The following is a 21007-nucleotide window of genomic DNA, read 5'->3' as shown; positions in this document are numbered from 1 at the left end:
GAACTGTCCGTCTTGCCGGTTCACTCTGAGGTATTGGTGGTCTGATCGCTGACGGGCTTTCCGGGATGGCGTGGGGGACCGGCACGGCGGATCAGCCAGGCAGCCCCCAGCAGGTCCGGGATGCCGACCAATGCGCGTCGGAAGTTGGAATATTTTGACTGTCCGCCTTGGCGGGCCTGGTGGGATACCGATACCGTTTGCACCTCCCAGCCTTCGCGCAGCATCATGGCTGGCATGAACCGGTGGATGTGATCGAACCATGGCAGATCGAAATAGGCCTCGCGGCGGAACGCCTTCAGGCCGCACCCGGAATCACGCACGCCATCCTTCAGCAGCGCCACGCGGATTGCGTTCGCAGCCCGTGACGCCCAGCGTTTCGCCGATGTGTCCTGACGGCCAACACGCTGCCCCTGCACCAGTCCCAATGCCTCGCAATCTTCGGCCAGAAACGGGGCCAGCAAGATCGGAATCTGGTCAGGCGGATTCTGTCCGTCACCATCCAATGTCACGATGATCGCACCACGTGCGGCGCGCACTCCCCGCCGGATCGAGGCCGATTGTCCGACGCTTTGATCGTTTTGCAGCCAGGTGAACCAATCGTGGGCCGAGGCCAGCCGCATCAAGGCATGATGCGTGCCGTCGGTCGACCCATCGTCAATCACGACAACCTCGAACGCCTGATCCTTTAGGACCTGCCCGACCTGCTCTACAAGGGGGGTGATTGCGACAACTTCGTCTCGCGCCGGGATGACGACACTGATGTCCGGGGTGGGGTCGGTCATGATGAAGGCTCCGAATTGGGGGCATCGGCGGCGCGCCAGATGGCATGCGGTGCGTTGCGGAACAGGATTTGGCGATAGGGTGGCCACATGGGGCCAAGCTCGTCCGGGCGTCCGACGACGATGCCGTCCGGCTGTTTGGCCAGCCAGGCGGGCAAGTCAGCCGGGTCGATGATTTCGGTGACGGGGGATGTCAGACGACCTGCAAAATTGAACTCGGCATTATACTGGCGACCAACATAGGCGATGCCCGCCTCTTGATAGGGAGCGATGATGCTTGCGATCTTCTTCGTGTCAAAAACATCGTGAATGGCGCTGACACCGATCAGGACGTTCAGCGACAAGACCGTGCCCAGCGTCAGAGTAAGCGCGCCGGACAATCCGCCTTGATGCACCGCCATCCAGCAGACGGCCAGCATGAATAGCCCCCATGCCAGCAGGTTGGTTGTCGGTTCCAACAGTCGCGTGTCCGAGCCCAGATCAATCAGCCCCGCTCCGGCCAGGATTGCCGCCACGGCGGCCAGCAGCAAGGGTGCAGCTGCCATTGCCGGACGGATCGTTGTGCCCTGAGGCAGCAGACGTGCCACGATCAAGGCAACGGCTGGAAGGTCGGGCACAAGATAGTGCACCTGTTTGCCGCTGATCAGGCTGAACAGAAACAGTGCCGAGAGCGCCCAGATCGCAGCCAGGCTTAGTCCGGCATCACGCCAACGGGCCTTGAAGGCGGCTTTCCAGACGGCGGGCACGAAGAACCACGGGAACAGGAACAGCGGAAGCAGGGCGGTGAACCACCACCACGGTCGGGCATGGGCAAATGAACTGCTGATCCGCCCTGCGCTTTGCGTCCACAGGATCTCGTCCCGGTAGGCCGGACCGCCGGTCAGGATCGCGGGCACCAGCCAGAGCGCAACAACGCCAAGCGCCGTGGCCAGGGCGGTGCCAACGCCCGACAGGGTCCACCGCCAGCTACGATTCTGCCTTGAGCGCGCCCAGAGCGGCACAAGAAGGATGGCGGGTCCAACATGAACCAGGATCACCGGCCCTTTCGCCAGCACACCCATCGCCAACGCTGTCCCAACAGCGGCCCACCAGCGGCGATCCCCGGTGTCGACCGCGTTGACCAGCGCCAAAAACCCGGCGAGTGCGGTTGTCGCCAGCAGGGCGTCGAACATGGTCAGGCCACCCGATATGGCGAAAATGATCATTGCGGCAAGAACCATGATGGCGCGCGATCCGATTGTCGCATCGTCGGGCCACAGCTTGGTAGCGAGCCGCCCTGTCAGTGATATCGCAAGCACTGCAAACAGTGGCCCGACCAGTCGCGCCGACAGTTCGGAAACACCGGTGAACATCCAGATCAGATTGATTGCCCAGAACAGAAGGGGGGGTTTGTGTGTGTAGATGTCATAATTTTTGGTCGGGACGAAGTAATTGCCGCTTTGCCACATCTCCCACGCGACGGCGACATAACGTGTCTCGTCAATCGGGGTCAGGGGGCGCAGCAAGGTTCCGGCCACCGCGACCAGAAAAAACGCAACAAGGGTCCAGAGTGCGGCGACTGTTGGTTTCATGATGACGCCATCCCGCGACGGCGTTTGATCAAGATGAGGTTGCGCACATATACAACCAGACCCGTCGCTTGCCCAAGAATGAACACAGGATCTTGCCGCCAGATGGCATAGGACAGCAGGGTCAAACCACCGGCAAGGCTAAACCACCAAAAGGCCAGTGGCACGACGCTTTCGCCCCGCCGTTCGCTGACGATCCACTGAACCAGGAACCTGGATGTAAACAGCGCCTGTCCCAAAAAGCCGATCCCGAGCCATATTGTGCTGACTGACATGAAAATCCCACCTTTGCCAACCGGCGGGCTGTGCCGGCGGCTGGCTCATCGCACGACCACCTTACCGATTGCTGACGGATGCCCTATTGTGGCGAAAAAAGTGGATGAAGACCTGAATGCGATTATTGGTTGTCGAAGATGAACAAGATCTGGCAGGTGCAGTGGCCGATCATTTGCGAGCGGTTGGCCACGCCGTCGACAATGCCGGAACTTTGCATGATGCGCTGGCTGCGGTGCGTGCCACATCTTATGATCTGGTGCTTCTTGACCTGCACTTGCCTGATGGGGACGGGCTGTCTCTGGTGCGTGATCTGCGCGACAGGTCAGTGGGGACACCGGTCATGATTGCCACCGCGCGTGACAGGATCATGGAAAGGATCGAGGGGTTGGAAGCAGGTGCCGACGATTATCTTGTCAAACCCTATGATCTGGACGAAATGGTCGCCCGTATCGCCGCCATTCTGCGTCGGGCTGACAGCAGCCGCGCAGCCCTGCGCCAATTCGGTTCGATCAGCGTCGTTCCTGCGACGAAAACCGTGCTTCGGGATGGCCAGCCGGTGGGGCTGACACCGAAGGAGTGGGAAATTCTGGACCGACTCAGCCGTCGGCCCGGCATCACCGTTGCGAAGGCCGAGTTCGAAGACGCCCTTTATGGGTTTGGCAGCGAGGTCGAAAGCAACGCGATCGAAGCCCACATCAGCCGCTTGCGTTCAAAGCTGGGGCGTGGCGCGATCGAGACTGTGCGCGGTTTCGGCTACCGGATGGGGCAGGGATGAGCGTGCGTAACAGTCTGTCGCGTCGCCTGTCGCGTTTCGTGATCCTTGGTTTTGCGGCGATCTGGCTGCTTGCGCTGGTCGCCACAGCGGTGGTTTTGCGGCACGAGCAGCAGGAGTTCGCGGACACGGTTCTTCAGGAAACCGCGCGGATATATCTTCCGGCCATCGTGACTGATTATCGGGTCGCGCAGGACACCGGTGCCACCATGCCATTCGAATTCGGGGACGATCCCAGATTCGGCGCGCGCGGAGGATCGGATAGCGACGCCGCTGCTTTGGTTTATCGTCTGCTTGACCGGTCGGGGACGGTGCTGATGATTTCATCAGGTGGGTTGGATGTTACGTTTCCAACTTACGGCGTAACGGGTTTCACAGAAACCGAAAGCCACAATTTCTATACGACATCTCCGAACGGCGAAGGCTTTCTGATGCAGGTGGGAGATCCACGGCAAGAACGATCCGAGGCTTACCTTGAGAGCCTTACGGCACTGATGATCCCGATGTTGGCGATTCTACCGCTGGCTTATCTGATGGTCGCTTGGATTGGTCAAAGGGCATTGTCACCGCTGGATCAGATGCGCGACGAGATCGAAGCGCGCAGCGACGCGCGCCTTGATCCGATTGACGCCGGTGGTCAGCCTGCCGAATTGCGTGCGATCACTGCCACTTTGAACGGGTTCATGATCCGCCTGTCACAGGCACTGGACGGTGAGCGCGCCTTTGCGACCAACGCGGCACATGAATTGCGCACGCCGGTGGCCATCGCGTTGGCGCAGGTGCAGCGGATGCGCGAGGAAACCGGGAATGACAACGCTGGCAGACTTGCAGCAATCGAAGAGGCGCTGAAGCGGATGAGCCGTCTGGTGGTGCGGCTGTTGCAGGTCGCCCGCGCCGACGCCGGGATAGGAATGTCACAAGATTCCCATGACCTTCGCAAACTGTTGGATATTGTCCTGAGTGAAAGTCAAAGGGATCCCGGCCGCAGGGAACGTCTGAGGGTCGTGCGTCCTGATCAGCCGGTGCTTTGCAAACTCGATCCCGACGCGTTTGCAATGATTGCAGGCAACCTGATTGACAACGCATTTCAACATGCCCCACCGGAGACCGTGATTGATATCGAACTGACGCAGTCTGGTGTTCTGCGGATCGTGAATGATAGCCCGGCGCTTTCACCGGCAGAGCTTGAGCGTTTGCCAGGTCGCTTTCAGCGCGGGATGAAAGGTTCGGACGGATTTGGGCTGGGCCTGTATATCGCTGATAAGATCGCGCGTCATTCGGGCGGTCGTCTGGTGCTGAGATCACCGCCCAGTGGAAAGGACAGGGGGTTTGAAGCACGCTTCATCGCGCGGTCAGAGCAGCGCTGACAGACCCATGAACGGCCCCGCGCCAACGGCAGAGCGGGTGATGAAAAATGCGTTGCCGCAAATCGGGTATGTGGGGCTTTCAGCCGATAGGGGGTCGACCAATGCAGGGCGGTAACTGAAAAAAGTTTCATCGTTCAGTATCAGTGCGGTGCAGCCGACCAATTGGCAGATCTTTGAAAACTTAGTTTCAAAACAGATATATACTCTGCTTTCAAAGCAACACATTCAAATCAATGAACTTTTCCTGTGAACCGGTATTCTGGACAATTCGGCGCATTCTTTGATCCAAGTCAATATGTCGCACCATTGTCGGGTCTAGATACGATGTACGAGCCAGCAATTCGCGAGCCAGTCTTATGTCAGCATCACATACCCGACGCGCCTTTTTGAAAGGTAAAGTTCAGGGGATTCCGCGTCAACGGCCTCCCGGAGCCGGACCTGAGGCTGAGTTCCATGACGCCTGCACCCAATGCGGCGAATGTGCGGCGGCCTGCCCCGAGGGGATCATCCTGAAAGATGCGGGCGAACGGCCGTTCCTCGACTTCAATGCCGGCGCGTGCACTTTCTGTCATGCGTGCACGGATGCCTGCGACTTTGGGGCGCTGTCGCCAGAGAACGAATGGCTGTGGCGCGGCGCGGTTGAAAGATCCTGTCTGTCGATGAACGGGGTGAACTGTCGCGCCTGCGAAGACCACTGTGACCAACGCGCCATAGGGTTCCAGATGCAGACCGGTCGCCGCGCCCAGCCGGTTCTGGACGAAGACCTGTGCAACGGCTGCGGGGGCTGTTCGATGGCGTGCCCCGTCGGAGCCATCTCGTTCAAGAAAATCAAACCGGAAACGGGCGCCCGCTCGTAATGAGTATCTGCGGCAGCCTTGGGCGCACGATACCGGTCATGACCGGTCAGGACATGTCTGCCATCGACACTACCGCAGGCGGCGAAGTGCATACCCGCTAAGACGGTCGCATTAAGACGGTCGCATTGTCGCGACCGTCGACGACACGCCAGACATTCCTGCATCCGACCAGATCACGAAAATGCACCAGATCGCCGGTGTCCCGACCATCACCCCTCCTTACCACCATTTCCAAGGTTGGACGGTGAACCCGCCGCTGCTTCGACGACCGATCATCAATAAGGAGCCGCAAAATGTCCGTGACGTCGCTCCGATGGCTTCTGACGACCAACGCCGCCGCCAAGCTTACGACGATCGGGCTCCAGTCCAGCAAGATCGGCTCCCACACGGGTCACTGTATGGCGTTTGGTTGGATCGCCGTGGCGGACGTGTTCTACCAGGACGAATTGCGGTTTGCTCGGAACTATCGGTAATAATCACCAGTGTGTCGCGCATGAATTGCCTGACAACTGGCAAGCGCGCTTGAGGCAGTGTCTGACCAGCTTGCCGTCGGGGGTAATCTGACCTTGCCAGCGGGCGCGTTGTGACTGACGTCAAAGAGGATCTGAGTGGCGATCCGTCGGGGTCATCGAAATAATCGCAGAACCAACTTGCACGCATCCGACAATGATAACGGCGCGCTGATCTCAGCGCGCCGTTCCTTTGTTCGATCACCAGATCAGTTCAGCGCCGCATCGGTAATGGCGCTGGTCCATGCGCCTTCAGGCTCCATGGTAATCACCGGGTCCGAGCCACCGGTCAACAGTGTCTCGACCGTCCGCTCATAGGCGGCGGGGTCAAGCGCGCCGTTTGACCCCGCGGTCAGCTTGGCAATCTCGCCCATCATGCGAACCTGATGCTTTTCGGTCTGTGCGCCGGTTTCATCATACTCAAGCACGATCATCGCCGCGTCTTCCGGGTTCTCTTCGGCCCATTTCCAGCCTTTCATCGACGCGCGCACAAAGCGTTCCATCTTGTCGACAAAGGCTTCGTCGCTCAGGTTTTCTTCCAATACGTAAAGACCGTCTTCCAGCGTCGCGACGCCCTGATCCTCGTATTTGAAGGTGATCAGTTCGTCCGGTGTCACACCCGCGTCGATGACCTGCCAGTATTCATTATATGTCATGGTAGAAATGCAGTCGGCTTGACGTTGCAGAAGCGGGTCGACGTTGAATCCCTGTTTCAGAACCTCGACTCCGTTTTCACTGGCTCCATCTGTCGAGATACCCATTTTGGACATCCAGCTCATGAACGGGAACTCGTTGCCGAAGAACCAGACCCCAAGCGTGCGATTGGTCAGATCATCCGGGCTTTCGATGCCCACATCGCCCCAGCAGGTCAGCATCATGCCGGACGATGCGAAGGGCTGTGCGATATTGACCAGCGGCAGACCTTTCTCGCGCGCGGCAAGGGCGGCGGGCATCCATTCAACAATGACATCAGCCCCGCCACCGGCGATTACCTGTGTGGGTGCGATATCTGGCCCGCCCGGCAGGACCGTGACGTTCAGATCTTCTTCGGCATAGAACCCCTGATCCAAGGCAACGTAATAGCCCGCGAACTGGGATTGCGTGACCCATTTAAGCTGTAAGGTCACATCATCCGCTGCCATTGCAGTGCCTGATGTGACGGCCAGGGCCAAGGCCCCGATCACTGAATTGAATTTCATCTTTTTCTCCTTGTTGAACTTAGATTGTTTTTATTCTTGCTCAGCCTCTTTGGGATGGGTGCCAGAACGTCACCTTCTTTTCGAACCATGCAACCACACCATAGAAGAGCGTGCCTGCCAATGCCGCGACAACAATCTCGGCCCAGACAAGGTCAATTGACAAGCTGCCGACGCCGGTCGAGATGCGGAACCCCATGCCGCGGGTGGGCGACCCGAAATACTCGGCCACGATCGCGCCGATCAGGGCGAGCGTTGCGCCGACTTTCAGACCGTTGAAGATGAAGGGCATCGCGGCTGGGATGCGCAGTTTCCATAGGGTTCTGGAATACCCCGCGGCATAGGTTTTCATCAGGTCGCGCAGCATTGCATCGGTTTCGCGCAACCCTTGCACAGTGTTCACCAGCACCGGGAAAAACACCATCACCACGACAACAGCAGCTTTCGATTGCCAGTCAAAACCGAACCAACTGACCAGAATGGGTGCGACCCCCACGATCGGAAGGGCCGCAACGAAATTCCCGATCGGCAAAAGACCACGGGTCAGAAATGGGGAACGATCAATCAGGATCGCCACGACGAAAGCGGCGGCAGCGCCGATGAAGTATCCACGCAATGCGCCTTTCAGGACGGTTTGTGTGAAATCTTCCCACAACATGCCGGTCGATCTGGAAAATGTATCCGCGACCGCAGAAGGCGGAGGCAGAATGGCTGCCGAGACATTGAAAGTGTGGACCAGGGCTTCCCATGCGACCACGAGGGTCAGCCCGAATATGACCGGCACCACAAAGCGCACGAGCGTTGTATCCGACCATTTCGAGCGAACCATCGCGACATTTGCTGCCCAGGCGGCCAGCCAGAAGATGATGGCAATGATCAACCAGTTCATGAGCGCATCCCCATCCGCCGCAAAAGCACCTGCTGCGTGCGGTCAATAAGGGTGACAAGCACTCCGGCCAGGATGGCAGCTGCAAACAGCGCCGCCCAGATGGCCAGCGGCGTGCCGAACTGATCGCCGATCAGGATACGCGCGCCAAGTCCGCTGATCGCACCGGTTGGCAACTCGCCCACGATCGCACCGACCAAGGCGGCGGCAATGCCGATCTTGAGCGATGTGAACAGATAGGGCAGCGACGCCGGCACACGCAGTTTCAAGAACCGCTGCACGCCCGAGGCGCTGTAGGTTTTCAGCAGATCCAGTTGCTCGGCGGTTGGGGACCGCAGCCCTTTGACCATGCCGACCAGCACGGGGAAGAAACACAGATAGGACGAGATCAAGGCTTTCGGGAACCCCCGTCCCTCGATCCCCACTTGTGATGACAAGACGATGATCATCGGGGCCAGGGCCACGATGGGAATGGCCTGCGAAATGATCGCCCATGGCATTACCGACATCTCGATCACGCGGGATTGCACGATGGCAACCGCGCCTGCAATTCCGATGGTGGTACCAAGAACGAAGCCCCAGAATGTTGACTGTAGAGTGATCCAGCCGTGATAAATCAGGGACCGCTTGGACCAGGTGCGGCCCTTCAGCACCATAGCGCCGGTGGTTCTCCAAAGTTCCTGGCCAACCTGTACCGGCGTCGGAAGGCGCGGACGCTCCAGGCTGTATCCGGCCGCGATATGCTCGCGGTTCTTGACCATCAACACCCAGTTTGACATCTCGCGCCGTTCGACCGCCGACGGCGGATCAATCATGGCCCCATTCCGCTCGGCGTGATCCAGCGCGACGCGAATGTTCATGGGCGCGACCGCCAGATACCAGATGACCACAATTGCGACCAACACGGTCAGAACGGAAAGCGCGGTTTTAGTCATAGGAATGCCCCGCCCGCAGCCCTTCACGCACCCGATGTGCCACGTCCAGAAACGCCTGTGTGTCGCGAATGTCCAGCGGGCGATCCGCCGGCAAAGGGTTTTCAATCACGTCGGATATCCGACCCGGACGGGGCGACATGACGACGATCTTGGTGGACAGATACACCGCTTCGGGGATCGAGTGTGTGACGAACGCTATTGTCTTTTCTGTCTTTGCCCACAGCTTCAAGAGCTGTTCGTTCAAGTGGTCGCGCACGATCTCGTCCAGCGCACCGAAGGGTTCGTCCATCAGCAGGATGTCCGCGTCAAATGCCAGCGCCCGCGCGATCGAGGCACGCTGTTGCATTCCGCCAGACAATTGCCACGGAAACTTCTTTTCGAACCCGTCCAACTCGACCAGCTCCAGAACGCGCTTGATGCGGGCATTCTGATCGGCTTTGGAATAGCCCATAATCTCCAGCGGCAGACGGATATTCCGTCCAATCGTGCGCCAGGGATAAAGCCCTGCGTGCTGAAAAACATAGCCATAGGCGCGCGATTTGCGCGCCTCACGCGCGGACACCCCGTTCACGGTGATAGAACCGCCGGTAGGTTGCTCCAGATCGGCCATGCAGCGCAGGAATGTCGTCTTGCCACAGCCCGACGGGCCGATGAAGCTGACAAAATCGCCCTTGTCGATATCAAGCGACACGTCCTTCAGCGCGTGCACCGGGCCGTCATTGGTTTGAAAGGTCAGCGAGAGGTTGTCAGCGCTGATCGCTGTATCCGTCATGTATGTTCGCTTTCCTTAGATGCCGGCAGGGATGTTCATCGGATCGCGCTTGACCATCTTCGGGCTGGTCAGCTCTTTCCATTTCGACAGGGCAATATTCGCGGATGGGAAGGCAGGGCGCGGGACGAAACGGCCACGTCCCGGTTGCGGCTGGTTGTTCTGTCCCCAACCCCAGATGACTTCACCCCGGCTCAGCGTGTAACGCGACTGTGCTTGCACCTCGAATCCTTCAAAGACATTGTAATCCAGCACCGAATGGTGGTTCGACACGCTGATTGTTTTCGAGATCTTGGGATCCCAAACGACAATATCCGCATCCGCTCCTTCAACAAGCGCCCCCTTCTTGGGATAGATGTTCAGGATCTTGGCGACATTGGTCGAAGTCGCCGCGACAAACTCGTTCGGCGTCAGCCGCCCGGTTTCGACCCCGTGGGTCCACAAAACCGCCAGACGTTCCTCAAGTCCGTTCGACCCGTTCGGAATCAGACAAAAATTGTCCTTGCCCATCAACTTCTGCTCACTGGTGAAGGCTGCGTGATCCGTGGCAACAACCTGCAACGATCCAGACTGCAACCCGGCCCACAGACTTTGCTGATGCTCCTTGTTGCGGAAGGGCGGCGACATAACCCGGCGCGCCGAATGCATCCAGTCACCCTTGAAATACTCGCTTTCATCCAGTGTCAGAAACTGGATCAGCGGCTCACCATAAACGCGCATCCCCTTCTGACGCGCGCGCCGAATGGCCTCATGCGCTTGCTCGCAACTGACATGCACGATGTAAAGCGGCACGCCTGCCGCGTCCGCAATGGTGATCGCGCGATTGGCCGCTTCGCCCTCGAATTCCGGCGGGCGCGAATAGGCGTGACCTTCTGGCCCGGTGATGCCCTTGGCCAGCATCTCGGCCTGCATATCCGCCACCAAATCGCCGTTTTCGGCATGCACCATCGGCAGCGCGCCCAACTCCTTGCACCGCTTGAACGAGGCGAACATCTCGTCATCCTCGATCATCAACGCGCCCTTGTAGGCCATGAAATGCTTGAACGAGTTGACCCCCATATCGACCGCGTCTTTCATTTCGTCGAAGACGTTTTCGTTCCAACCGGTGATCGCCATGTGATAACCGATGTCGGAACATATCTGCGGTGCCGACTTGCGGTGCCATTCGTTGATCGCGTTCTTGATCGAACCGTCTTCACCGGGCAGGCAGAAATCCACCAACATCGTGGTGCCGCCAGCCGCCGCCGCCCAGGTGCCGCTTTCGAATGTTTCGGCCGCCGTCGTGCCCATGAAGGGCATTTCCAGATGCGTATGTGGGTCGATACCGCCAGGGATCACATAAGCGCCTTCGGCATCAACATACGTGTCCCCCTTCAGATCCTCACCGATCTGCTTGATGATTTCTCCTTCGATCAGAACATCGGCTTTCCATGTGCGGTCAGCGGTGCAGACTGTGCCACCCTTGATGACTTTGGTTCCCATTTTTTTCTCCCTGATGGCCAGGCGCAGTTTTCCTGCTTCTTCTGGCGAAAAATATCCCGGGGTCCGGGGCAGCGCCCCGGCTCCCCTGTCACATCACTCGACGATCTCGGCGGTTTCCAGCACCGCGTGCAGCAGCACATCCGCCCCCGCCTGCGCCCATTGTTTCGAGATGTCCTCAGCCTCGTTATGGCTCAGCCCATCCACGCAAGGGCACATGATCATCGCAGTCGGTGCCACGTCATTGATCCAGCAGGCGTCGTGACCGGCACCCGAGACGATGTCCATATGGCTATAGCCCAGATCTTTCGCGGCGCCCCGCACTGCATCCACGCATTTTTCGTCAAAGGCGGGCGGGTCGAACTGGCCCACGATCTCGCACGAGAAGTTGACGCCGATATCTTCGCACAGTTTCGGCGCACGTTCCATGAATTCGGCGACCATTGCGTTCAGCTTGTCCAGAAGATGAGTGCGCATATCGACGGTAAAGACCACCTTGCCCGGAATGATGTTCCGGCTGTTGGGATAGACGTCGATATGCCCGATTGCACCCACAGCATTTGGCTGGTTCGCCATCGCAATCTCGTGCACCAATTCTGTCACCAGTGCCAAGCCACGCCCGGCATTCTTGCGCATCGCCATGGGGGTGGATCCGGTGTGGCTCTCTTTGCCCGTCACCGTGCATTCGATCCAGCGCAACCCCTGGCCATGAGTGACGACACCGATATCCTTGCCTTCGGCTTCCAGAATGGGACCTTGTTCGATATGAAGCTCGAACATGGCGTGCATCTTGCGCGCACCGACTTCTTCGTCACCGACCCAGCCGATGCGTTTCAACTCGTCCCCGAATTTCTTGCCTTCGGCATCTTCGCGCGCATAGGCCCAGTCTTGCGTGTGCTTGCCCGCAAACACGCCCGAGGCAAGCATCGCGGGGGCAAACCGCGTGCCTTCCTCGTTGGTCCAGTTGGTCAGGACAATCGGGTGTTTGGTCTTGACGCCCATGTCATTCAGTGTGCGGATCGCTTCAAGACCACCCAGCACACCCAGCACCCCGTCATATTTTCCGCCGGTCGGCTGCGTGTCCAAGTGCGAGCCCATATAGACGGGCAGGGCGTCCGGGTCTTCGCCGGGGCGGGTGGCAAACATGTTGCCCATCGTGTCCACTCCCATGGTGCAGCCAGCTTCTTCGCACCATTTCTGGAACAAGGCGCGGCCTTCGGCGTCTTCGTCGGTCAGGGTCTGTCGGTTGTTGCCAGCCGCGACACCCGGCCCGATCTTGGCCATCTCCATCAGGCTGTCCCATAGGCGGTCAGGATCAATGCGCAAATTGCTTCCGTGGCTCATATCAGTCTCCCAATTGGATTTGCTTGCGGCGGCGCGGAGTTTGGATTCCGTCTTGACGACAGGCTGACGGATTTCTGCACGATCGGTCAATCTTTTTCTGACCGATCGTGCAGAAACACCTGTTTTTCGTGCAAAACTCGTGGCACAAGATGAAACCCTGTGCGGGTTTTGCATGGGAACAGTGAATGTGAAAAGCGACGTGAACAGGACGACTCAAGGCATACAAAGCCGCAATCGCGAAGAGGTGACAGCCCGAATATTGGTTGCCGCCGAAAAGGTTTTTGCCGAGTTTGGCTATGCTGGCGCGTCGATCAGCCGGATCGCTGCATCCGCCGGAATACCGAAATCCAATGTCGTCTACTACTTTGAAACCAAAGAGGCGCTCTATCGTCGTGTCGTGGGCGAAATCTTTGATATCTGGCGTGCGGCAGCAGACAGCATCACCGTGGATAATAATCCGATCCAGGCGCTGGGCGAATATATCGACACAAAGCTCGATCTGGCCCGCACGCGCCCCTATGGTTCGAAGGTTTGGGCAAACGAGATCATTCAACGCGCGCCCATCGTGCAGGACTATCTGGAAGATGAACTGCGGTCATGGACCGAAAACCGGATTACGGTGATCGAGGCTTGGATTGAAAACGGCCAGATCCGCCCGATCAGCGCGCGCCATTTGCTCTATGCCATTTGGGCCACGACGCAACACTACGCAGACTTCACCCACCAGATCACGACGTTGAACGACGGGGTCGAACTGTCTGACGCGCAGTGGAAGGACACCAAGACCGCGGTGAAAGACCTGCTGCTGCGTGGCGTGGCCCTGCCGAACCGCGACCGGGGCTAGGAGCGAGACAAATGGCGAAAGCAGGATCCACATCCGGTCCCACCCGCATCCAGCGCGAAAAGCGGAAGACCATCTTTGAGGCCGCGCTGGACGTGTTTTCCGAAAAGGGATTGCGCGGAGCGACTTTGGATCAGATTGCCGATGCGGCCGGGATTTCAAAGCAGAACATCGTCTATTATTTCACCGGCAAAGAAGCGATTTACTCCGAACTTCTGGAAAGCCTTCTGGAAGAATGGGTCAGCCCCCTGCGCGACCTGTCTGAAGATGGCGACCCGCTGGAAGAAATCCTGATCTATGTGAGCCGGAAGATGGAAATGTCGCGCGAGATGCCGCGTGAAAGCCGCCTGTTCGCGACCGAGATCCTGCATGGCGCGCCGCGTTTGGGCAACATGCTGACCGATGACCTGAAGACGCTGGTGGATGAAAAGGCCGCCGTGATCGCCAATTGGATGGTCGAGGGGCGGTTGGCCACAATAGACCCGCATCACCTGATCTTCTCGATCTGGGCAATGACTCAGCATTACGCCGATTTCGATCTTCAGGTGCAGGCGGTGTTGGGGCCAGTGCGCAGCGACACTCGGTTCGAAGATGCCGAGGCATTCATCAAGCACATGCTCGTCAGAACGCTTCACCCTTAAGCAACATCGCAAGGGCAAGCAGGGTGGCCGCTACTCCGGCCATCAAAAGGGCAGGGGGTGTGGTGCCGTAGAACAGGAAATCCCACAGAACCACCCAGCTTGGCACCAGATAGGTATAGGCCATGACCTTGCTGGCGGGCAGGCGTTGGCTGGCATATTGGACCAGAAAGAATGTGCCGGCGGTTGTGACAACGGCAAGATAGCCGATGACCATCCAGACAGCCGGGCGAAGGGACGAAAAGTCGGTGTTCATCAGGTCGCCAGCCCCGTAGATACCGGTCACGATCAGCGACCCCAACACCGTCCCGATCGACGTTTGCAACGGTTTTACATCGCTTGCCAGTTTCCGCGCGAGCGCTGGAACCAGCGCGTGACCCAACGCGCCGACGGCGAACAGCGCCTCGCCACGCCCAAGCTCAAACCGCAATAGCGCGTTGATATCTGCACGAAAGATCACCCAGACGGCCCCGATGGCCCCAATGGTCAGGGCAATCAGCGTCCAGCGCCCCGACCGCTGCCCCGCGATCAGCAGCCCGCATCCTGCCGCCATCAAGGGTGTCAGGGTGAAGACTGCTGCCGTCGATACGGCGGTGGTGATGCGCAACGCCTCGAACATGGTGATGAAATAGACGGCCATCAGGCCGCCCATCAGCCCGAAGCGCCAAAAACCCGTGAAGACCGGGCGCAGCGGAATACGCAACACCCGTGCCAGTCCAAACAGGACCAGTGCGGCCAGCGCAAATCGCACCGTGTTCAGCGCCGCAGGCGCGATGTCCTTTGCGACGATGTGGCCAAAGCTGAACGACAACGACACCAGCGCCGAGAACGACAACATCGCCAGATGGCCCTGCCGGGCGGGGGGCAGGGCCATTCCAACCTTACTCGGCAGCGGCGGCGCTTGGGTTGTTGGGGTGGGTCGTCCAGTTGGCATAGTCTTCCTTCACAACCGTTCCCGTTCGTTCATCCATCGCACCGGGGGCGATGGTTTCCATGGTGATACAGCCCTCGACCGGGCAGACATTGACGCACAGGTTGCACGCCACGCATTCGTCGTCCTTCACGTCGAAAACACGATCCTCGGACATGCTGATCGCTTGGTGCGAGGTGTCTTCGCACGCGGCATAGCAGCGCCCACATTTGATGCAAGCCTCCTGGTCGATCCGCGCCTTGGTGACGTGGTTCAGGTTCAGATATTGCCAGTCGGTGACGTTGGGCACGGCACGGCCGACGATCTCGTCGATCGAGGTGTAACCCTTTTCGTCCATCCACTGGCTCAGGCCCGAAATCATTTCCTGCACCACCTTGAACCCGTAGGTCATCGCCGCCGTGCAGACCTGCACGTTGCCCGCGCCAAGCGCCATGAATTCGGCTGCATCGCGCCACGTGGTCACACCGCCAATGCCCGAAATCGGCAGACCGCGCGTGCCCGGGTTGCGCGCGATCTCGGCGACCATGTTCAGGGCGATGGGTTTCACCGCTGGACCGCAATAACCGCCATGGGTGCCCTTGCCGTCGATCATCGGCTCGGGTGCCATCACGTCCAGATTGACATTGGTGATCGAGTTGATCGTGTTGATCAGGCTGACCGCATCCGCGCCGCCATCCTTCGCGGCCTGCGCCGGCAAAAGGATGTTGGTGATATTGGGCGTCAGTTTCACGATGACGGGCAGGTCGGTGGCTTCCTTGCACCAGCGCGTGACCATCTCGATATACTCCGGCACCTGACCGACGGCCGACCCCATGCCGCGTTCGGCCATGCCGTGCGGGCAGCCGAAGTTCAGCTCAAACCCGTCGCAACCAGTTTCGGCAATGCGCGGGATGATGCGTTTCCATTCATCCTCTTCGCAGGGCACCATGACCGAGGCGATCAGCGCGTGATCGGGATAGTCCTTCTTGACCCGTGCCATTTCCTCTAGGTTCACCTCAAGCGGGCGATCCGTGATCAGTTCGATGTTGTTGAGGCCCAATAGGCGGCGATCAGATCCGTGGATCGCGCCATAGCGGGGGCCGTTCACGTTGACGACAGGTGGCCCTTCAGCGCCGAGCGTTTTCCAGACCACTCCGCCCCAACCGGCTTCGAACGCGCGGCGCACGTTGTATTCCTTGTCGGTGGGCGGGGCCGAGGCCAGCCAGAACGGGTTGGGTGACGAAATTCCAAGAAAGTTCGATGTCAGGTCGGCCATTAGCTTGCTCCTGTCAGAGTGGCGTGGATGTCCATGGCCGCATCGCGACCTTCGGCAACGGCGGTGACGGTCAGATCGTCCCCGCCCGAGGCGCAATCGCCCCCGGCCCAGACCTTCGCCAGGTTGGTTTTCTGCGCGTCATCGACGGCGATCTTTCCGCCGTCCAGCGCCAGCAGGTCGGGTGTTTCGCCCAGCTTTTGGCCGATTGCCTTGAAAAGTTGGTCGGCGGGCAGGGTGAAGGTCTCGTCCAATGTCTCCAACTTGCCGTTACGCGTTTCGGTATAGGCGAGGGTCACGGCACTCAGCGATCCGTTCCCCTCGATCCCTACCGGGGTCGCATTGCAGATCAGCCTCACGCCTTTTTGCCGGGCCAGGTCCTGTTCGAACTTTGACGCTGCCATGGCCTCTTGGCCGCGTCGATAGACGATGGTGACGTCCTCGGCGCCCAGCAGCTTGGCTTGCACGCCTGCATCAATCGCGGTCATGCCGCCGCCGATGACGACGACACGTCGGCCAACGGGCAAGGCGGCAAGATCGTCAGCCTGACGCAGATCGGCGATGAAATCGACCGCTGCCGAGACATTGTCCTTATCCTCGCCCTCAAGCCGCAGCGCGTTGACGGCGGTCAGACCCATGCCCAGGAACACGGCGTCAAAATCACTTTGCAAACCGTCCAGGGTAATGGATTGGCCCAAAGCCTGGTCATAGCGGATGTCGATCCCGCCAATGGCCAAGAGCCAATCCAGTTCCTTCTGTGCGAAATCGTTGGTGGATTTATAGGCGGCGATGCCGAATTCGTTCAGACCGCCACCTTTGGCCCGGGCTTCAAAGACCACGACATTGTGCCCCAGCATTGCCAAGCGGTGTGCACAGGCAAGACCAGCGGGACCAGCGCCCACAACGGCGATTTGCTTACCAGTTTCAGGCGCACGCACGAACGGGTGCACGCCTTTGGCCATCAACGTGTCGGTGGCATAGCGTTGCAGACGGCCGATTTCGACGGGCTTGCCTTCGGCGATCTCGCGCACGCAAACCTCTTCGCACAGTGTCTCGGTCGGGCAGACCCGTGCACACATCCCGCCCAGAATGTTCTGGTTCAGGATCGTCTTGGCCGCCGCTTCGGGCGTGCCGGTTGCGATCTGGCGGATGAAAAGCGGGATATCGATGGAGGTCGGACAGGCCGTCATGCAGGGCGCATCATGGCAAAAATAGCACCGATCCGCGGCCACAAGAGCCTCGTGTTCGTCATAAGCTGGATGGAGGTCCGAAAAATTGGCTTGCACTTCGGCTGGCGCCAATCGGGCCGGAGAAACTCCGTTCTCTCTGTTGGTTTGGGGCATTTTCTGATTCCCATTCTTGTTTTGATCTTTCCATGAAGGCACATATTCAAGAATTTTACCAGATGGTAAAAAATATATAATGCGACTTTCGATCAAGCCTCAGCGGGTCTTGCAATTCCTGTTTTCCATCACCCCGAGCGTCGCCCCTCTGCATCCGTTGACAATGGATGGCTGCCACGCTGTGCCGTTCTGCGACCGTTCCAAGCCGTCGCGCGAAGCTCTGGCGCGGTTCGGCATGTCAGGGCTTGACCGGATCGAGCCCGAACACCGCTCGCCCGACGGCCTTTCGCGATGCGGTCAGGACAACCAGATCAGATCCTGGTTGCTTAACACGCTATTATATGGTCATTATTACATGACCGGCGGTCATTTAAGTGTTGGCAAGACGGACGGCGATAACAACAGAAACTGCGATTAGGGGGCTGATCGTTGCAAATCACAGTGAATGGCGTTGTGCATGACGTGGATGTCGAAGACGACATGCCGCTGCTGTGGGTGTTGCGTGACGAAATCGGCCTGAACGGGCCGAAATATGGCTGCGGTGTTGCGGCCTGCGGGGCCTGCACCGTGCATGTGGACGGAGTTGCCGTTCGATCATGCCAGACGCTTGTTTCAGATGTGGACGGTCCCGTGATGACGATAGAAGGGCTGGGAACGCCCGATCACATGCATGCTGTTCAAGCGGCGTGGTTGGAACATCAGGTCGCGCAATGCGGTTATTGCCAGGGCGGTCAGATGATGCAAGCCGCCGAGTTGCTGTCCTATATATCCGACCCGTCTGATACAGATATTGATGAAGCAATGTCCGGCAACCTGTGCCGGTGCGGCACCTATCCCCGCATCCGTGCTGCCGTAAAAACGGCTGCCAAGAAATTGCAGGGCGCTTGATCTTGGGACGTGCCGGAACCATCGCCCGCCGCACATTCGTTGTCGGATCCGTCGCCATTCTGGGCGGTGTCGCGTTCGGCTATTATCAATACAAACGACCAGCGAAGAACCCGCTGCTGGACAGGCTGGCGGATGGTGAGGCTGCGCTGACGCCTTATGTTTTGATCAACGCCGAAGGTATCACGCTGATCACACCGCGCGCAGATATGGGGCAGGGAAGCTACTCGGTTCAGGCGGCGTTGATCGCCGAAGAGCTGGATGTCGAACTTGACCAGATCAGGGTCGACCCCGGCCCGCCCTCGAAAGCCTATTACAATACCGCGCTGGCGAATGACGCGGTCCCGTTTCCAAGCACCGATCAAAGCATGGCCGCCAATGCGATGCGCGGGACCGTTGATGCGATCATGAAATTCATGGGAATGCAGTTGACAGGTGGATCAACCACTGTGCCCGATGGATACGAGAAGCTGCGCGTGGCCGGAGCGGTCGCCCGCGAAACGCTCAAGGCTGCGGCAGCCCAACAAAGCAGGTTGGCCGTTTCACAGTTGAAAACGGAACGCGGAGCGGTGGTGTTGCCCGATGGCGAACGCATTCCGTATCGGGCGCTGGCCGCAGCAGCTGCCCAGATTGATCCTGTCACTGATGTCACCTTGCGCCCATCGACCCAGTGGCGCCTCGTGGGTAAACCCATGCAGCGGGTTGATATGGTAAGGAAATCCACTGGCAGCCAAAGCTACGGGATTGACCAGCGGATGGAGGGGATGGTCCATGCGGCCATCCGTCTGAACCCGCGCAAAGGGGGCGAGGTCGTCAGTTATGACGCCACGACCGCTGAAACCATGCGCGGCGTTGAACATGTTATTCCAGTAACCGGTGGTGTCGGCGTGATTGCGGACAATACCTGGCGGGCTTTTCAGGCGGTGGATGCCATCGATATCGAGTGGGGTCCGGCCCCATACCCCGCCGCGCAGGACGAACACTGGCAGGCGTTGGCCGATACGCTGGACACGGCCAATCCTGATGGTCAGCCCCGCGACGATGGAGATATGGATGCCGTCACGGCCACGATCGAGGCCGAATATCGCGCGCCCTATCTGGCCCATGCCCCGCTGGAGCCATTGAACGCCACGGTGCTGGTGACAGCTGCCCGCGTGGATGTCTGGACCGGGAACCAGATCCCGCGAATGTCACAGGCCAGCGTGGCCAAGATGACGGGCGTTTCGGTTGAAGATGTGCATGTGCATATCCTGATGATGGGCGGCAGTTTTGGACACCGTCTGGAAGACGAAGTGGTGAAGCGCTGCACCGAACTGGCGATGGCACTTCCGGGCACGCCGGTCAAGCTGACCTATAAGCGGGAAGAGGATACGGCGCAGGATTACACCCGCCCGATTGCATTGATGCGCGGGCGTGGCGCTGTTGAAGACGGCAAAGTTGCTGCGATGGAAATCCGGGTTGCCAGCCCCTCTGTGCTGGATAGCCAGATGGGCGAACGGCAAGGGCTGGGCTTGCCCGGTCCTGACAGCACGATCACGCAGGCCTTGTGGGACCAGCCCTATGCCATTCCGCATTACCGTATAACAGGCTATCGCGCGCCAAAATTGGCGCCGGTCAGTTCGTGGCGGTCCGTTGGCGCGTCGCAGAATGCGTTTTTTCACGAGAACTTTTTGAACGCTTTGATCCATTCCGCGGGCGCTGACCCGGTCGAGGAGCGCCTGCGCTTGATGACGGACCTACCCTCGCGCAAGGTATTGGAAGCCGTGGCCGAAATGTCGGACTGGGGCGGATCGTCTGGTGCAAACAAGGCGCGTGGCGTGGCGTTCAGCTTGTCCTTTGGCACACCCGTCGCCGAGGTGATCGAGATCAGCAACACGGAAAACGGCATCACACTGGACAAGGTTTGGGTCGCTGCCGAGGTGGGGCGTGTCGTCGATCCGACAAACTTTGAGAACCTCGTTCAAGGCGGCGTAGTCTGGGGGCTGGGTCATGCGATCAATAGCCAGATCACCTATGCCGATGGCGGGGCCGAGCAGGAAAACTTTTTCGATTTCGAAGGATTGCGCAACTATCAAGCGCCCGAGATTTTCGTGCGAGGATTGGAGAACCGCGATTATGTCACGGGGATCGGCGAACCCCCGGTGCCACCAGCCGCCCCCGCCTTGGCCGAGGCGATCTTTCAAGCCACCGGAGAGCGCCCGACCGAGATGCCGTTTGCCAACAGATTCACATTCGTCTGACCAACCCTCCATCACTCACGGGGTCAGACAACAGCGCGCTCGCCGGCAACGGCGGGCGCGTTCGAATTTGGTGGTGGGGTCAGCAAACAGGGGCGTTGCCCCTCTGCGCTTGCGCGCATTCACCCCAGGATATTTTGGGC

Annotated in this window: 20 protein-coding genes; 8 read left to right on the top strand and 12 right to left on the bottom strand. The window is 59.1% G+C overall.

Annotated features, from left to right (window positions below; all coding sequences use genetic code 11):
• Positions 1 to 20: 20 nt before the first annotated feature.
• Genes AC13C8_RS14495 through AC13C8_RS14485 form a run of 3 tightly spaced genes read right to left on the bottom strand, consistent with a single transcriptional unit; the run spans position 21 to position 2622 of the window.
• Positions 21 to 782 carry a glycosyltransferase family 2 protein gene (locus AC13C8_RS14495; protein ID WP_091431153.1) on the bottom strand — a complete coding sequence of 254 codons (762 nt, stop codon included), beginning with the start codon at positions 780 to 782 and terminating at the stop codon, positions 21 to 23.
• On the bottom strand, positions 779 to 2350 hold the full coding sequence (locus AC13C8_RS14490; RefSeq protein WP_482847997.1) for an ArnT family glycosyltransferase: 1572 nt from the start codon (positions 2348 to 2350) through the stop codon (positions 779 to 781). The genes AC13C8_RS14495 and AC13C8_RS14490 overlap by 4 nt, the downstream gene beginning before the upstream one ends.
• Positions 2347 to 2622 (bottom strand): lipid-A-disaccharide synthase N-terminal domain-containing protein, encoded by a 276-nt coding sequence (locus AC13C8_RS14485; protein ID WP_091431150.1) that lies wholly within the window; start codon positions 2620 to 2622, stop codon positions 2347 to 2349. The genes AC13C8_RS14490 and AC13C8_RS14485 overlap by 4 nt, the downstream gene beginning before the upstream one ends.
• A gap of 116 nt (positions 2623 to 2738) precedes the next feature.
• On the opposite strand from AC13C8_RS14485, the gene AC13C8_RS14480 reads away from it, so the two are divergent.
• The 3 genes from AC13C8_RS14480 (at position 2739) to napF (ending at position 5619) form a co-directional block, all read left to right on the top strand.
• Positions 2739 to 3398 (top strand): response regulator transcription factor, encoded by a 660-nt coding sequence (locus tag AC13C8_RS14480; RefSeq protein WP_482847995.1) that lies wholly within the window; start codon positions 2739 to 2741, stop codon positions 3396 to 3398.
• Complete coding sequence (locus AC13C8_RS14475) at positions 3395 to 4762, top strand: sensor histidine kinase (protein WP_482847994.1); 1368 nt, start codon at positions 3395 to 3397, stop codon at positions 4760 to 4762. The genes AC13C8_RS14480 and AC13C8_RS14475 overlap by 4 nt, the downstream gene beginning before the upstream one ends.
• Positions 4763 to 5118: 356 nt before the next feature.
• Complete coding sequence (gene napF, locus AC13C8_RS14470; RefSeq protein WP_091431145.1) at positions 5119 to 5619, top strand: ferredoxin-type protein NapF; 501 nt, start codon at positions 5119 to 5121, stop codon at positions 5617 to 5619.
• Positions 5620 to 6337: 718 nt separating this feature from the next.
• On the opposite strand, the gene AC13C8_RS14465 is transcribed toward napF, so the two are convergent.
• From AC13C8_RS14465 to AC13C8_RS14440, 6 genes are all read right to left on the bottom strand, one after another.
• A complete protein-coding gene (locus AC13C8_RS14465) occupies positions 6338 to 7327 on the bottom strand; it encodes an ABC transporter substrate-binding protein (protein WP_482847992.1) in 990 nt (329 codons plus the stop codon).
• A 40-nt stretch (positions 7328 to 7367) separates the two neighbouring features.
• On the bottom strand, positions 7368 to 8213 hold the full coding sequence (locus AC13C8_RS14460; RefSeq protein ID WP_482847991.1) for an ABC transporter permease: 846 nt from the start codon (positions 8211 to 8213) through the stop codon (positions 7368 to 7370).
• Entirely contained in the window at positions 8210 to 9145 is a 936-nt protein-coding gene (locus AC13C8_RS14455) for an ABC transporter permease (RefSeq protein WP_091431138.1), read from the bottom strand. The genes AC13C8_RS14460 and AC13C8_RS14455 overlap by 4 nt, the downstream gene beginning before the upstream one ends.
• Positions 9138 to 9917, bottom strand: coding sequence for an ABC transporter ATP-binding protein (locus AC13C8_RS14450; RefSeq protein ID WP_091431136.1), 780 nt, complete (start codon positions 9915 to 9917; stop codon positions 9138 to 9140). The genes AC13C8_RS14455 and AC13C8_RS14450 overlap by 8 nt, the downstream gene beginning before the upstream one ends.
• A 15-nt stretch (positions 9918 to 9932) precedes the next feature.
• Positions 9933 to 11396 (bottom strand): dihydropyrimidinase, encoded by a 1464-nt coding sequence (gene hydA, locus AC13C8_RS14445; protein ID WP_091431134.1) that lies wholly within the window; start codon positions 11394 to 11396, stop codon positions 9933 to 9935.
• A 93-nt stretch (positions 11397 to 11489) separates the two neighbouring features.
• Positions 11490 to 12737, bottom strand: a complete 1248-nt coding sequence (locus tag AC13C8_RS14440; RefSeq protein ID WP_482847990.1) for a Zn-dependent hydrolase — start codon at positions 12735 to 12737, stop codon at positions 11490 to 11492.
• A gap of 139 nt (positions 12738 to 12876) precedes the next feature.
• Here AC13C8_RS14440 and AC13C8_RS14435 point away from each other — a divergent pair, with 139 nt between their 5' ends.
• Positions 12877 to 13581 carry a TetR family transcriptional regulator C-terminal domain-containing protein gene (locus tag AC13C8_RS14435; RefSeq protein WP_482847989.1) on the top strand — a complete coding sequence of 235 codons (705 nt, stop codon included), beginning with the start codon at positions 12877 to 12879 and terminating at the stop codon, positions 13579 to 13581.
• Between the two features lie 11 nt (positions 13582 to 13592).
• Positions 13593 to 14219, top strand: a complete 627-nt coding sequence (locus AC13C8_RS14430; protein WP_091431131.1) for a TetR family transcriptional regulator C-terminal domain-containing protein — start codon at positions 13593 to 13595, stop codon at positions 14217 to 14219.
• On the opposite strand, the gene AC13C8_RS14425 is transcribed toward AC13C8_RS14430, so the two are convergent.
• Genes AC13C8_RS14425 through AC13C8_RS14415 form a run of 3 tightly spaced genes read right to left on the bottom strand, consistent with a single transcriptional unit; the run spans position 14200 to position 17742 of the window.
• The gene (locus AC13C8_RS14425; RefSeq protein ID WP_245744744.1) at positions 14200 to 15090 is read right to left on the bottom strand and encodes a DMT family transporter; all 891 of its coding nucleotides are present in this window, start codon (positions 15088 to 15090) and stop codon (positions 14200 to 14202) included. The genes AC13C8_RS14430 and AC13C8_RS14425 overlap by 20 nt on opposite strands.
• Before the next feature lie 7 nt (positions 15091 to 15097).
• Positions 15098 to 16402, bottom strand: a complete 1305-nt coding sequence (preA, locus tag AC13C8_RS14420) for an NAD-dependent dihydropyrimidine dehydrogenase subunit PreA (protein ID WP_482847988.1) — start codon at positions 16400 to 16402, stop codon at positions 15098 to 15100.
• Positions 16402 to 17742: an NAD(P)-dependent oxidoreductase gene (locus AC13C8_RS14415; RefSeq protein WP_482847986.1), complete on the bottom strand. Its 1341-nt coding sequence runs from the start codon at positions 17740 to 17742 to the stop codon at positions 16402 to 16404. Before AC13C8_RS14415 ends, preA begins: the two co-directional genes overlap by 1 nt.
• A gap of 79 nt (positions 17743 to 17821) precedes the next feature.
• Here AC13C8_RS14415 and AC13C8_RS14410 point away from each other — a divergent pair, with 79 nt between their 5' ends.
• Genes AC13C8_RS14410 through AC13C8_RS14400 form a run of 3 tightly spaced genes read left to right on the top strand, consistent with a single transcriptional unit; the run spans position 17822 to position 20867 of the window.
• Positions 17822 to 18160 carry a hypothetical protein gene (locus AC13C8_RS14410; protein ID WP_482847985.1) on the top strand — a complete coding sequence of 113 codons (339 nt, stop codon included), beginning with the start codon at positions 17822 to 17824 and terminating at the stop codon, positions 18158 to 18160.
• Between the two features lie 11 nt (positions 18161 to 18171).
• Complete coding sequence (locus tag AC13C8_RS14405; RefSeq protein WP_482847984.1) at positions 18172 to 18630, top strand: (2Fe-2S)-binding protein; 459 nt, start codon at positions 18172 to 18174, stop codon at positions 18628 to 18630.
• Positions 18631 to 18632: 2 nt separating this feature from the next.
• The gene (locus AC13C8_RS14400; RefSeq protein ID WP_482847983.1) at positions 18633 to 20867 is read left to right on the top strand and encodes a xanthine dehydrogenase family protein molybdopterin-binding subunit; all 2235 of its coding nucleotides are present in this window, start codon (positions 18633 to 18635) and stop codon (positions 20865 to 20867) included.
• Positions 20868 to 21007: the final 140 nt, after the last annotated feature.

It is taken from the genome of Aliiroseovarius sp. B-4 (genome assembly GCF_056857795.1).
The sequence above is the reverse complement of the archived record's forward strand: the minus strand, read 5'-3'. Positions and strand labels throughout refer to the sequence as shown.